This is a genomic window from Erythrobacter sp. HI0063 (genome assembly GCF_001635685.1).
Classification (GTDB): Bacteria; Pseudomonadota; Alphaproteobacteria; order Sphingomonadales; family Sphingomonadaceae; genus Qipengyuania.
Genome location: NZ_LWFF01000319.1, coordinates 1 through 13461, shown reverse-complemented (window position 1 = coordinate 13461; position 13461 = coordinate 1). Strand labels below are relative to the sequence as shown.

Sequence of the window (13461 nt, the reverse complement as noted above, 5' to 3'; positions counted from 1 at the left end):
CTAGCCCCTCATGCTTGCAATGTCGTCAATCCCGAACGTCTCAATCCTCGAACGGGTCGCGCATCAGGATCGTGTCGTCGCGTTCCGGGCTGGTCGAAACCAGCGCAACGGGGGTTTCGATCAATTCCTGGATACGCTGGATATATTTGATCGCATTGGCGGGCAGATCGGCGAAGCTGCGCGCGCCCGCAGTGCTTTCCTTCCAGCCTTCCATCGTTTCGTAGATCGGCTGTACCGCCGCCTGGTCCGCCGCGTGGCTGGGAAGGTAATCGTAGACCTGTCCGCGCAGGCGATAGCCGGTGCAGATCTTCACTTCGTCCAGCCCGTCCAGCACGTCGATCTTGGTGAGCGCGATGCCGGTCACGCCGCTGATCGAACAGCTCTGGCGCACGATCACGGCATCGAACCAGCCCACCCGGCGCTGGCGCCCGGTGACGGTGCCGAATTCATGGCCCCGCTCGCCCAGACGCTGGCCGATTTCATCTTCCAGCTCGGTCGGGAACGGGCCACTGCCGACGCGGGTGGTGTAGGCCTTGACGATCCCCAGCACGAAGCCGGTCGCGTTCGGCCCAAGGCCGCTGCCCGCCGCCGCCGTGCCGCTGACGGTGTTGGAGCTGGTGACGAAGGGGTAGGTGCCGTGATCGATATCGAGGAGCACGCCCTGCGCGCCTTCGAACAGGATTTTCGCGCCCGCTTTCCTCACCTTCTTCAGCCGCTTCCAGACCGGCTGCGCGTATTGCAGCACGAAGGGAGCGATCTCGCGCAGTTCGGCGAGCAGAGCGGCGCGGTCGATCGGCTCCTGATCGAACCCGGCGCGCAAGGCATCGTGATGCGCACAGAGGCGATCGAGCTGCGGCTCCAGATCGTCCAGATGCGCCAGATCGCACACGCGGATCGCCCGGCGGCCGACCTTGTCTTCATAAGCCGGGCCGATCCCGCGCCCGGTCGTCCCGATCTTGCCCTTGCCCGCAGCGGTTTCGCGCAGCCCGTCGAGATCGCGGTGCAGCGGCAGGATCAGCGCGCAATTGTCGGCGATCGCGAAATTATCGTCCGTGATGGTGACGCCCTGGCCTTCGAGCTTCTCGATCTCGGACTTCAGGGCCCACGGATCGAGCACGACGCCATTGCCGATCACGCTCAACGTGCCGGAAACGATCCCGCTGGGCAGGAGCGACAGCTTGTAGGTCGTCCCGTCGATAACCAGCGTGTGGCCGGCATTGTGGCCGCCCTGAAAACGTACCACGGCATCGGCGCGGCTCGCCAGCCAGTCGACGATCTTGCCCTTGCCCTCGTCGCCCCACTGGGCACCGATCACGGTAACATTGGCCATATGCGCTCGCTCGTTCCTTCAGGTGCTCAAACGCGTGCGGCGTTAGGCGCTGGGGCAGAGCGGGGCAAGTGGCGGTGGCGGCAAGAGCGCGGGAAACAACCGGGCGGCCCGGCCATTGATGGGGAAAGGAGACAGAATTTGACCGATTATCCCACTCTCACTCTCAACGACGAACGCCAGATTCCCCAGCTCGGCTTCGGTACGTACAAGATCGACGAAGGCGACGCGCCCGAAATCGTGAAGACCGCGCTCGATGTCGGATACTGGCTGGTCGACACGGCGGCGATCTACGAAAACGAAAAGGGCGTCGGCAAGGGCATCGGCGACTGGTCCGACATCTTCCTGCAGACCAAGATCTGGAACGAAAGCCAGGGGTACGAGCGGACCAAGAAGGCTGCGCAGAAATGCCTCGATCGTCTGGGGCGCGAGCATGTCGACATGCTGCTGATCCACTGGCCCTGCCCCGATAACGGCCTGTTCGTGGAAACCTGGAAAGCGCTGATCGAGCTGCGCGACGAGGGCAAGGCCAAGTCCATCGGCGTGTCGAACTTCCGCGAGGAAGATCTGCGCACAATCATCGACGAGACCGGCGTCACTCCGGCGCTCAACCAGATCGAACTGCATCCCAGTTTCCAGCAGCGCGAACTGCGCAAGGTGCATGAAGAGCTCGGCATCGTCACGCAGAGCTGGTCGCCGCTCGGCCAGGGCGAAGGTCTCGACAATGACGCGATCGCCAAAATCGCCGAAGAGACCGGGCGTCCGAACAGCGCCGTCATCCTGCGCTGGCATCTCCAGCACGGACTGGTGCCGATCCCCAAGGCATCGAGCCGCAAGCATATCGAAGCCAATTTCGAAGCGCTCGACTTCGAACTGAGCGACGATCAGATGAGCCGCATCGACGCACTCGACAGCGATGATGGGCGCATGGGCCCGCACCCCGCAGAATTGAACTGATCGATCCCAATTCTGGACGCCGACGCACCCGTCTCCTTCGCCACACGCGATGAGATCGGGTGTGGCGGCGGCAGAAAGACCGGCTGAGAGCTAGAGCGCTACCGGTTCGCTTCCATCGAGACGATGCGTGCAACCGAGCGCAAGCGCGTCATTACCATCGTCGATCGCCGCCACGGTGCGCCAGCCGATCGCGCGCAACCGCGCCGCCACCGAAGGATCGTGGTCGGTCGGCAGGAATAGTGTGTCGCGCGGCGCACCCTCCGCGCTCCCCAACGCTTCCAGCAAGGGCTCGGCATAGAGCGAGAAGCCTGTGGCCGCCTCGTCGCTGCCGCGGATCGTATAAGTGCCGCCGCGCCCGATCGCGTTGCGTGCGCCCGCCGCATAGATCGTGAAGCCGAACCAGCTCTGATATTCGAAACCGTGCCGCTCGGTCGGGTCCAACGTGATCCGGGCGCGCGATCCGATCCGTTCGACAATCGCCTCCAACCCCTCGATCCGGCTGGCAAGTTCGCCGCCCGCATCGAGTGCCTTGAGCTTGTCCGCCGCTTCCGAAAACGGCCCGGTCGCGTAGAGAAGCGGCAGATAGTCGTGGCCGCCCGCCGCAGCGAGTCCACCCGCATCTTTGGTGTCCAGTTCACGCCGCACCGCCTCGCGCGCCGAGGGATCGAGCGGGAATGCGCCGTCGGCCAGCACATCCACCAGATCGGGCAGCGTGAAATCGACCGATATGTCGGCGAGGCCCGCCGCTTCGAGACTTGCGATCGCCAGCAACACGGCCTCGCTCGCAGCGGCCACTGCATCGCTGCCGATGAGTTCCGCGCCCATTTGGAGGCGCTGGCGGGCGGGATCGAGCTGATCGGCGCGGAGCAGAGCCACTTCGCCCGCATAGCAGAGCCGGAGCGGCCTCGGTGCAGTGGCGAGACCCGTCGCCGCGATGCGCCCGACCTGCACGGTCATGTCGCCGCGCAGGGCCAGCGTGCGCAGGCTGTCGGGATCGGTGAAGCGCACCATCCGCCGGGTCGCGACGCCCTGCATGCGCCCGCCGAGCGAATGCTCGAACTCGATCAGCGGGGGGCGCACCCGGTCGTAGCCGTGCGAATCCATCGTATCGAGCACGGCGCGCATCGCCCGCGTGATCGCAGCCGCACGCTCGGGCAGCGCATCTTCGAGGCCGATGGGGAGAAGATCGTCTTGGTCGGTCATGCCCCGCCCCTAATCGGCGCGGGAGGCGAGCGGAAGGCGAAATTCTCCCCGTCGGCAGACGGAAGGATCAGAAGGCCAGCGGCGTTACCCGGCGCACTCCTTCGATCGCGCAGGCTTTCTTCACCACATCCTGCGGGATCGGCTGGTCGACGCTCAAAAGCAATACCGCTTCCCCGCCCGCCTCGCGGCGGCCCAGGTGGAAGGTGCCGATATTGATACCGTTCTCGCCCAGAAGAGAGCCGATCCGGCCGATGAAGCCGGGCGCGTCCTCGTTGACGATATAGAGCATGTGGCCGGTCAGTTCGGCTTCGATCCGCACACCGAAAATCTCGGTCAGGCGCGGAGCGTCGCTGCCGAACAGCGTGCCGGCAACCGAACGGTCGCCGCTTTCCGTGCCCACGGTCACGCGCAACAGAGTGTTGTACGCGCCTTCGGTCTCGTGCCGGATCGAGCGGATGTCGAGCCCGCGCTCCCTGGCGAGATAGGGCGCGTTGACCATGTTCACCGTGTCCGAATATTGGCGCATCAGCCCCGCCAGCACCGCGCCTTCGATCGGCTTGCCCGACAGAGCGGCTGCAGCGCCCTCCCGCTCGATGCTAATGCGGGTCAGATTGCCGTGCGCCAGCTGGCCAACCAGGCTGCCGAGGCTTTCGGCAAGGCCCATATAGGGACGCAGTTTCGGAGCCTCTTCGGCGGAAAGGCTGGGCATGTTGAGCGCGTTGGTGACACCGCCACTGACCAGGTAATCCGCCATCTGTTCGGCGACCTGAAGCGCGACATTAACCTGCGCTTCGGTGGTGCTGGCTCCCAGATGCGGGGTGCAGACGAAATTCGGCTTTCCGAACAGGGGCGATTCCTTCGCCGGTTCGGTCTGGAACACGTCGAGCGCCGCGCCCGCGACCTGCCCGCTATCGAGCGCATCGGCCAGCGCCGCTTCGTCGATCAGCCCGCCGCGCGCGCAATTGACGATCCGCACGCCCTTTTTGGTCTTGGCGAGGTTTTCGCGGCTGAGAATATTGCGCGTCTCGTCGGTCAGCGGCGTGTGCAGCGTGATGAAATCGGCGCGCGCCAGCAGCGTGTCGAGATCGACCTTCTCGACGCCGATCTCGATGGCGCGTTCCGCCGTCAGGAATGGATCGAAGGCGACCACCTTCATCCTGAGACCGAGCGCGCGTGAGGCGACGATCGAGCCGATATTGCCCGCCCCGATCAGGCCCAGCGTCTTGCCCGTCACCTCGACGCCCATGAAATCGTTCTTGGGCCATTCGCCAGCCTGCGTGCGCGCATCGGCTGCCGGAATCTGGCGGGCGAGCGCGAACATCATGGCGATGGCGTGTTCGGCAGTGGTGATCGAATTGCCGAAAGGCGTGTTCATCACCACGACGCCCTTCGAACTGGCGGCGGGGATGTCGACATTGTCTACCCCGATGCCGGCGCGGCCCACGACCTTGAGATTGGTCGCAGCCTCGAGGATCGCCGGCGTCACCTTGGTGGCGGAACGGATGGCGAGGCCGTCATATTCGCCGATCACGGCGGCGAGTTCCTCGGGCGTCATGCCCGGCTTTACGTCGACGTCGCAGCCGCGCTCTTCGAAAATGCGCGCGGCGTTGGGGTCCATCTTGTCGCTGATGAGAACTTTGGGTTTGGTCATGATACACTCCGCCCCCTTCCAAGGGGGGAAGACCGGATGGAAAGATACTCCGCCCCGGCCCCTTCAAAAGATTGAAAATGAAGAAGGTTTTCCTCTCCCGCTGCGGGGAGAGGCGGTCGGGCTAGGCGCCCGCCTTCACCTGCTCGTAAGCCCACTCGATCCACGGGAGGAGGCGCTTCAGATCCTCCTCTTCGACCGTGCCGCCGCACCAGATGCGCAAGCTCGGCGGGGCGTCGCGATAGCCGTTGAAATCGTATCCGACCTCGAGCTTTTCGAGCATGGACGCGATCTTTTTCGGTACGCCCGCCTGATCTTCGGCGGAGAGGCTTTCGTACCAATCGCCCTGAAACACGAAGCAGACGCCCGTATTGGTGCGCTGCGCGGGATCGGGGACCATGTTGCGCAGCCACGGCGTCGCTTCGATCCAGTCGAGAACGATCTTGGCATTGGCGTCGGCGCGTTCGAACATCGCCATGCGCCCGCCCATCGCCTGCGCCCATTCGAGCGCGTCGATGTAATCCTCGGTCGCCAGCATGGACGGGGTGTTGATCGTCGCGCCCTCGAAGATGCCGGTGTTGATCTTGCCGCCCTTCTTCAGGCGGAACAGCTTGGGCAACGGCCATTCGGGATCGTAGCTCTCGATCCGCTCGACCGCCTTGGGGCTGAGGATCAGCATCCCGTGCTGCGCTTCGGACCCCATAACCTTCTGCCAGCTATAGGTCGTGGCATCGAGCTTGGGCCAATCCATCTCCTGCGCGAAGACGGCGCTGGTCGCATCGTTGATCGTCACGCCTTCGCGGCCTTCGGCCAGCCAGTCGGTGTTCGGAATCTTCGCGCCCGAGGTCGTGCCGTTCCAGGTGAAGACGACATCGTTTTCCTGCGGGATCGACGCCAGGTCCGGAATATGGCCGTAATCGGCGTCCAGCGTGGTCAGCTTGGGCAGCTTGAGCTGCTTGACCGCATCCTGAATCCAGACATTGCCGAAGCTTTCCCACGCCGCCACGGTGGCCGGGCGATCGGGGCGCAGCATCGTCCACATCGCGCATTCGAGCGCGCCGGTATCGCTCGCGGGCATGATGCCGACGAGGTAATCCTCCGGCACGCCGAGCATCTCCTTCGACAGGTCGATGGCGTATTTCAGCCGCGCCTTGCCGAGGCTGCTGCGGTGCGAGCGGCCGAGCGATTCGGTTTTGAGATTGGACGCGGACCAGCCCTTGCGCTTGGCAGTCGGCCCGGACGAGAAGAAGGGACGCTCAGGCTTAAGCGTCGGTTGGTCAGTCATGTATTCTCTCCTTTCAGAGAGCACGCGCGGCGTTGGGACCGCGTGGCCCAGGGGCGGCAATAAAGTTGCGGCGCGGCGAGTCAACGTGGAATCACGCGCTATCGACAGGGCGGTCTAACAATCGGATGGTCGACAACCGGATGAAGCACCCCGGATCGCTTGCTCTCGCCCCTCGCCAAAAGCGACCCGCTGGCTTATGGCCCGCCGCAATGGATGTGACCGATCTCCGCATCGCCCTGTTCAGCGGCAATTACAATATGACGCTGGATGGCGCGAACAAGGCACTGAACCGACTGGCGGAATATCTTATACGCCGCGGCGCTGCCCTGCGCGTCTATTCGCCCACGATCGACACGCCCGCCTTCGAACCGCAGGGCGATCTCGTCAGCCTGCCTTCGGTCCCCATTCCCGGTCGCTCGGAATATCGCGTGCCCCTCGGGCTCGATGCCGATACGCGCGACGATCTCGCCGTGTTCGCGCCGAACATGGTCCACATCGCCTCGCCCGATTTCAGCGCGCGGGCCGCCGTCAAATGGGCGCGCGGACGCGACATTCCCGTGCTCGCTTCGGTCCATACCCGCTTCGAAACCTATCCGCGCTATTACCGCCTGGGTTTTCTCGAACCGGTGGTGGAAGCGTATCTACGCGGCATCTACCGCAAGTGCGACGCACTGGTGACGCCTTCGCAAAGCATGGTCGACACGCTGCACGATCAGCACATGCATGACGACGTGACGATCTGGTCGCGCGGCGTCGATCGGTCGATATTCGATCCCGCGAAGCGCGATCCGCAATGGCGCCACGAATTCGGGCTCGAAGATGGCGACGTCGCCATCGCGTTTCTCGGACGGCTCGTCATGGAGAAAGGGCTCGGCATGTTCGCCGATACTATGAGCCTCCTGCGCGAACGGGGTGTGCCGCACAAGGTGCTGGTGATCGGCGACGGTCCTGCGCGCGCCTGGTTCGAGAATGCGATGCCGGAGGCGATCTTCGCCGGTTTTCAGACCGGCCCGGACCTCGGTCGAGCGCTGGCCAGCGCCGATATCTTCTTCAACCCCTCGGTCACCGAAACCTTTGGGAACGTCACGCTCGAAGCAATGGCGAGTGGCCTGCCCGTGGTCGCTGCCGGCGCGACCGGAAGCGCCAGCCTGGTCGCGGATGGCGAGACGGGCGCGTTGGTCGATGCGGGATCGCCGGAAGGGTTCGCCGATGCGATCGCCCCCTATTGCCGGGACGACGCACTGCGCCATGCCCACGGTGCGGCAGGCGAGAGGGCCAGCCGCGCCTATTCCTGGGATGCGATCAATCAGGCCGTGGTCGACACCTATCTGCGGCTGCACCGAGAGGCGAAACGGGGCGCGGATCGCTGATCTACCGCAGCACGCCTTTGCGCCGCAGCGACCAGCTGTAGATCAGAAGGAAGACCGCCACGCTCCAGAGCAGGATCGGAAACCATGCGGGCTGCATCGCTTCGAGTTCCGGCGGCATGACCGCGCCCGCTTCGTAAATCGTGGTGAGCAGGATGCCCACCAGCGACAGCGCGAAGGCGATCACGGCCAGGCGGCTGCGAAGCAGCAGCAGGAGCGAGCCCAGAAACGCGCCGATCGTGCCCATGCCCCAGGCCATTCTCGCCCAGAACGGAAACGCATCGAGATAGGAGATTCCCTCGGGAGGATATTGCATCGCTTCGAACCAGAACGGGCTGCGCAGGTTTGAAAACACGAAGTCCGCCGCGCCGATCGCATTCCACAGCAAAGTTACCACGCCAACCACCCACAAATGCCACGGCGCCCCTACCTTTCGATCCATCATATCCTCCCCTGTTCAGACCCCGTTGTGAACTTACCCGAACCGCGCATGATGGCAAATCGGCGCGCCAATACCTAAGTTCTGGTCCATGGCCGACCTCTTCGCCGACGAGCTTCCCCCATCACGCCCAGAATCCGTTCGCGAGGATGCCCCGCTCGCCGACCGATTGCGGCCCGCCGATCTGGGCGAGGTTATCGGGCAGGATCATCTGACCGGGCCGGAAGGCGCGATCGGGCGGATGGTGGCGGCGGGGCGCCTGTCCAGCATGATCCTGTGGGGGCCTCCCGGCACGGGCAAGACGACGATCGCGCGCCTGCTCGCCGACAGCGTGGGAATGCGGTTCGAAAGCGTCAGCGCGGTGTTCAGCGGCGTCGCGGATCTGAAGAAAGCCTTCGCCGCTGCCGACAAGGCCGCCGAAGCGGGGCAGCGGACCCTGTTGTTCGTGGACGAGATCCACCGCTTCAACCGCGCCCAGCAGGACGGCTTCCTCCCCTTCGTGGAGCGCGGAACGGTCACGCTGGTCGGCGCGACGACCGAGAACCCCAGCTTCGCGCTCAACGCCGCTCTGCTCAGCCGTGCCCAAGTCCTGATCCTCCAGCGGCTCGATCGCGAGGCGCTGGGCCAATTGCTGACCCGCGCGGAGGAGCTGGAAGGCCCCCTCCCCCTTACCGATCCGGCGCGCGACGCGCTGGTCGCCAGCGCCGATGGAGACGGGCGTTTCCTGCTCAATCAGGCGGAAACGCTCTACAATGCGAAGCTTGACGCAGCTCTCGATCCCGCGGCTTTGGGCGCCTTCCTGCAACGCCGCGTGGCCGTCTACGACAAGGACCGCGAAGGGCATTACAATCTGATTTCCGCGCTCCACAAAGCAGTGCGCGGGTCGGATGTACAGGCATCGCTCTATTACCTCGCGCGGATGCTGACCGCGGGCGAGGAGCCGCGCTTTCTCGCGCGCAGGCTGGTTCGCATGGCGGTCGAGGATATCGGCATGGCCGACCCGCATGCGCTGGTCCAATGCCTGGCAGCAAAGGATGCCTACGAATTTCTCGGCTCTCCGGAAGGCGAATTGGCGCTGGTCCAATCCTGCATCTACCTCGCCACCGCGCCCAAATCGAACGCGGCCTACAAGGCGATGAAGGCGAGTTTCCGCAACGCGAAGGAAACCGGCAGCCTGATGCCCCCGCAGAACATCCTCAACGCGCCGACCAAGCTGATGAAGGAAATCGGTTACGGCTCGGGCTACACTTACGACCACGATGCGGAGGAAGGATTTTCCGGCGACGATTACTGGCCGGACGAGATGGACGCGCAGACCTATTACCAGCCCGTCGATCGCGGGTTCGAGCGCGAAGTGAAGAAGCGGCTGGATTATTGGGATAAATTGCGGCGGGAACGGGGTGCGGTTTAAACATTTCCTCGCCATCGACTGGTCGGGCGCGAAGGGGCCGCGCCAAAAGGGCATCGCGCTCGCCTTCGCCGATGGCGAGGGCGGCCCGCCCGTCCTGATCGATCGCGGGCGCGGCTGGGGGCGCGAGGACGTGTTTGCGCTGCTGCGCGACGATCTGCCGCCCGATACGCTGGTCGGAATGGACCTCGGCATTGCTCTGCCCTTCGCGGATTGCGGTGCCTATTTTCCCGGTCTGGAGGATAGTCCAAAAGATGCGCCCGCTCTCTGGGCGCTGATCGACGCGGTGTGCGCAGAGGATTCGAACCTCGAAGCGGGAAGCTTCGTCGCCGATCCGCGCTTCGCACCCTATTTTCGCAACGGCGCTGCAACGGGACTGCATTTCCGCTGCGACGGCGCCGAACATGGCCGTGGCCGTTTCCGCGTCACCGAACAGGCGCAGGCCGCCATGGGCTGCAAACCCTACTCCAATTTCAACCTGGTCGGCGCCGCCCAGGTCGGCAAGTCGAGCCTGACCGGAATGCGTATGCTTCATCGCCTGCGCGGTAGGCTGCCCGTCTGGCCCATCGATCCGCTGCCCGACACGGGATCGGTCGCGGTCGAAATCTACACCAGCCTCGCCGCATTGGAAGCCGGGCGCAGCGTCGCGCGAGCCAAGATGCGCAGCTTCGCCGAATTGAACGAGGCGCTGGCCGTATTGGGATCGCCGCCAGTTGGTGGCGACGGCGCGATCGACGACCATTCTTCCGACGCGCTGCTGACCGCCGCATGGCTGCGCAAGGTGGCAGGAGAAGCCCGTCGCTGGGCTCCGGCGCAGCTTACGCCCGCCATCGCCCGCACCGAGGGCTGGACTTTCGGCGCGCTATGATCGAAGGGCGTTCGCCTCGCGCTTATGACGCATCGGGCCGGTTTAGCTCAGTTGGTAGAGCAGTTGATTTGTAATCATCAGGCCAGGGGTTCGAATCCTCTAACCGGCACCATTTTTGTTTGGGCGCTCGCTTTTGCGAGCGCGATATTCTCACTTCCTTTGGTCGCTGCGGGCGCGCGGTCGCGCTTGCGGTCCGCTGGTCGCGGACCGGTTCTCGGGTGAGCGACAGCGGTCCGACGATCGTCCTTCTGGGGGCGGGCCACGCGCATCTTGGCGTAATCGACGACTGGTTGAAGCATGGCTCGCCGCCCGTACGGACGATCCTCGTCGAGCCGCGTGACGCGATGCAGTATTCGGGCATGGTGCCGGGTTGGATGGCGGGCGAATATCGCGACGAGGAGACCCGCATCGCGCTGGCACCGCTGGTGCGCGAGGCGCGGATCGACTGGCGTCGCTGCCGCGCGGTCGGGCTCGATCCCGTCAGCCGCGAAGTCCTCCTCGAAACGGGCGAGCGCATCGCTTTCGATGTCTGCTCCATCGCCATCGGCGGCGCGGGCCGGGCGGAAAATCTGGTCGGACGCGATCCGCGACTGATCGACATAAGGCCGATCGACGGCTTCATGGAGCGTTGGGACGAAGTCGAGGACACCGCCGAGCCGCGCCGCATCGCCGTTATCGGCGGAGGCGCGGGCGGCGTGGAACTCGCTTTCGGGGCGCGCAATTCCACGAGCCAGCCCGAGGTCGTGCTGATCGCAGGCGAACACGGCCTCATCCCCGGCCATCCCGCCGCAGCCCGCCGCGTGGTGGGGCGCGAGCTGGAAAGCCAGAACATCACCGTCCTCACCGGCGAAGCGCAATTCGACGACCACGGCGCTCTCACCGTGGAGGACAAGGCGATCGAACCTTTCGACGCGATCCTCGCCGCAGTCGGCAGCGGCGCGCCCTCCTGGCCGCGCGAGAGCGGGCTTCCGGTGGACGAAGACGGCTTTATCCGCGTCGGCCCTACCCAACAGGTGGAGGGCCTTCCCCAGATCCTCGCCGCGGGCGATGTCGCGCGGCGCACCGATGTCCGCGTGCGCCATTCCGGCGTGCACGCGGTCTATGCAGGGCCGGTGCTGGCGACAAATCTGCGCCGCCTGATCGCAGGGCGCAGCGATCTGGCGACCTATTCGCCGTTCGGCAAAGACTTCTACCTGTTCAACACCTGCCGGGGCACGAGCATCCTCAGCTACGGCGCCTTCGGTCTGAAGGCGCGCTGGCTGCGGCGGCTCAAGGACTGGCTGGACCGCCGCTGGATCGCGCGCTTCTCAGGCCGTTGATTCCAGGTCCTTAGCTTCCGAGCCTGCTGCGGATCGCGTCCGACAATTCGCGCACCCGATCGGCGTTGTAGCCCAGATCGCTGACGCCCACTCGGCTCGCCGAGCGCAGATCGATGCGCGTGTCGGTCACGCGCGCAACCACGTCGTCGCGAAAACCGTAAGCGAACGTCTCGGCGACGCCTTCGACCATACCGGTCGCATTGTCGGCGCGGATATCGTCGAGGCCGATTTCGCCCATCGCGGCGACCACGGCATTCATCGCCTGTTCGCGCGTGGCGTTGCCGACCGGGATCGGACGCAGATCGGTATAATTGGCAGCGATGACGTCGGCGTGGTTCTGCACGGCGAGATCGCCATCGACGCGATCCTTCCACAGATCGAGCTGACCCAGCGGCGTACCGTAATCGACCACGGGGTTCGCGCCCCATTCCTCGCGCATCTGCATCGTCTGCGCCGAAAAAGCGGGCGGATTCCTGAGATCGGTCGCGACGTCATGGATCGGCGGCGCGGCTTCCCCCGCAGCGCGGACGGACAGCAGGCCCATGAAGAGCACGACCGGGATCGCCAGCGCGATCGCGGCCTTCCAGACCGGCCCGCGCGGATTGCCGCGCAGGGCGAGGAACAGTGCGATCAGCGCCACCAGCGCCACGATCCCCATCAGCCACGGACCCGCCGTGACCGTCATGAAGCCGAAGCCGGTCTTCCAGCCGATCAGCCCGATCTTGGGGCCGAACACGGCGATGGCGAACCAGACGAGCAGCGCCAGCGCCGCCCACAGCGCGTATTTCGGCAGATTAGCCTTCAGATCGCTCATCACCCTCTTCCCCTGTAGGAGGCCACGCCCTGATCGGGCAGCCACAAATCCTTCGGCGGAGCGGAGCTCTGCCAGAACACGTCGATCGGTATGCCGCCGCGCGGATACCAGTAACCGCCGATCCGCAGCCAGCGCGGGCGCATCTCGTCGAACAGGCGCTTGCCGATGCCGACCGTCACATCCTCGTGAAAGCCGCAATGGTTGCGGAAACTGCCGAGGAAGAGCTTCAGGCTCTTGCTTTCGACGATGGTTTCGCCGGGCGCGTAATCGATAACGAGATGCGCGAAATCGGGCTGGCCGGTGACCGGGCAGAGCGAGGTGAATTCCGGCGCGGCGAAGCGCACCATGTAAAGCTCGCCCGCCCTCGGATTGGGAACGTAATCGAGTTCGGCCTCTTCGGGAGAAGCTGGGAGCGGCGTGTTCGCGCCGAGAAACTTGGGATCAGGTGTGTCGCCCATGCCGCGCCTCTGCCCGCATCGTGGACGCGGTGCAAGCGAGAGCTTGGCAAGCGCCCGCTTCACTCCCTATTTAGCGCAACTTCGCGAGCTCTTTCGCACCCCAATCCCGAACCGATCCGATGATGACCCGCCTTCTCGCCTCTGTCGCCTTGCCCCTGTTCGTTCTTGCCGCTGCGGCGCCGTCCGGCGCGCTACGGGCGCAATCGGTGCAGGATTTTCAGCTTCCGCCCAATCCGACGCCAACCGCGAGCCCCACCACGCAAGGGCCGGTGGACAGCGAAAGCGGTCCGGTCACGCCGCGCCCCACGCCGACGGCCAGCCCCGCGCCGCGGCCGACTGCCGCCCCGACGCCCGCGCCCACCCGGACG

At 65.1% G+C, this 13461-nt stretch carries 12 protein-coding genes, 1 tRNA gene and 1 pseudogene; 7 read left to right on the top strand and 7 right to left on the bottom strand.

What is annotated here, in order from left to right; translation table 11 throughout:
• Positions 1 to 40 precede the first annotated feature (40 nt).
• Positions 41 to 1330, bottom strand: coding sequence for an adenylosuccinate synthase (locus tag A3736_RS12575; protein WP_067683482.1), 1290 nt, complete (start codon positions 1328 to 1330; stop codon positions 41 to 43).
• Between the two features lie 138 nt (positions 1331 to 1468).
• Between A3736_RS12575 and A3736_RS12570 the strand changes: the two genes are divergently transcribed.
• A complete protein-coding gene (locus A3736_RS12570; protein WP_067683480.1) occupies positions 1469 to 2284 on the top strand; it encodes an aldo/keto reductase in 816 nt (271 codons plus the stop codon).
• Positions 2285 to 2374: 90 nt separating this feature from the next.
• Here the strand turns inward: A3736_RS12570 and A3736_RS12565 are convergent, their stop codons facing one another.
• The 3 genes from A3736_RS12565 to A3736_RS12555 all read right to left on the bottom strand — a co-directional run bounded on the left by A3736_RS12565 (position 2375) and on the right by A3736_RS12555 (position 6420).
• On the bottom strand, positions 2375 to 3487 hold the full coding sequence (locus A3736_RS12565; protein WP_067683478.1) for an ATP phosphoribosyltransferase regulatory subunit: 1113 nt from the start codon (positions 3485 to 3487) through the stop codon (positions 2375 to 2377).
• A gap of 67 nt (positions 3488 to 3554) precedes the next feature.
• The gene (gene serA / locus A3736_RS12560) at positions 3555 to 5138 is read right to left on the bottom strand and encodes a phosphoglycerate dehydrogenase (protein ID WP_067683476.1); all 1584 of its coding nucleotides are present in this window, start codon (positions 5136 to 5138) and stop codon (positions 3555 to 3557) included.
• A 121-nt stretch (positions 5139 to 5259) separates the two neighbouring features.
• Positions 5260 to 6420: a phosphoserine transaminase gene (locus A3736_RS12555; RefSeq protein WP_067683474.1), complete on the bottom strand. Its 1161-nt coding sequence runs from the start codon at positions 6418 to 6420 to the stop codon at positions 5260 to 5262.
• 209 nt (positions 6421 to 6629) lie between these two features.
• Here A3736_RS12555 and A3736_RS12550 point away from each other — a divergent pair, with 209 nt between their 5' ends.
• Positions 6630 to 7790 carry a glycosyltransferase family 1 protein gene (locus A3736_RS12550; RefSeq protein WP_067683472.1) on the top strand — a complete coding sequence of 387 codons (1161 nt, stop codon included), beginning with the start codon at positions 6630 to 6632 and terminating at the stop codon, positions 7788 to 7790.
• Position 7791: 1 nt separating this feature from the next.
• Here the strand turns inward: A3736_RS12550 and A3736_RS12545 are convergent, their stop codons facing one another.
• Complete coding sequence (locus A3736_RS12545; protein WP_067683468.1) at positions 7792 to 8229, bottom strand: hypothetical protein; 438 nt, start codon at positions 8227 to 8229, stop codon at positions 7792 to 7794.
• A gap of 88 nt (positions 8230 to 8317) precedes the next feature.
• Here A3736_RS12545 and A3736_RS12540 point away from each other — a divergent pair, with 88 nt between their 5' ends.
• From A3736_RS12540 to A3736_RS12525, 4 genes are all read left to right on the top strand, one after another.
• Positions 8318 to 9637, top strand: coding sequence for a replication-associated recombination protein A (locus A3736_RS12540; protein WP_067683463.1), 1320 nt, complete (start codon positions 8318 to 8320; stop codon positions 9635 to 9637).
• Positions 9627 to 10502, top strand: coding sequence for a hypothetical protein (locus A3736_RS12535; RefSeq protein ID WP_233999378.1), 876 nt, complete (start codon positions 9627 to 9629; stop codon positions 10500 to 10502). Before A3736_RS12540 ends, A3736_RS12535 begins: the two co-directional genes overlap by 11 nt.
• Positions 10503 to 10538: 36 nt before the next feature.
• A tRNA-Thr gene (locus A3736_RS12530) sits at positions 10539 to 10614 on the top strand.
• A gap of 106 nt (positions 10615 to 10720) precedes the next feature.
• Complete coding sequence (locus A3736_RS12525; RefSeq protein WP_067683601.1) at positions 10721 to 11821, top strand: NAD(P)/FAD-dependent oxidoreductase; 1101 nt, start codon at positions 10721 to 10723, stop codon at positions 11819 to 11821.
• A gap of 10 nt (positions 11822 to 11831) precedes the next feature.
• Here the strand turns inward: A3736_RS12525 and A3736_RS12520 are convergent, their stop codons facing one another.
• The gene (locus tag A3736_RS12520) at positions 11832 to 12635 is read right to left on the bottom strand and encodes a DUF1499 domain-containing protein (protein ID WP_067683457.1); all 804 of its coding nucleotides are present in this window, start codon (positions 12633 to 12635) and stop codon (positions 11832 to 11834) included.
• Positions 12635 to 13093 (bottom strand): preQ(1) synthase, encoded by a 459-nt coding sequence (gene queF / locus A3736_RS12515; RefSeq protein ID WP_067683455.1) that lies wholly within the window; start codon positions 13091 to 13093, stop codon positions 12635 to 12637. The genes A3736_RS12520 and queF overlap by 1 nt, the downstream gene beginning before the upstream one ends.
• 122 nt (positions 13094 to 13215) lie before the next feature.
• On the opposite strand from queF, the pseudogene A3736_RS17170 reads away from it, so the two are divergent.
• A pseudogene (locus tag A3736_RS17170) lies at positions 13216 to 13461 on the top strand (hypothetical protein); the annotation flags it as partial.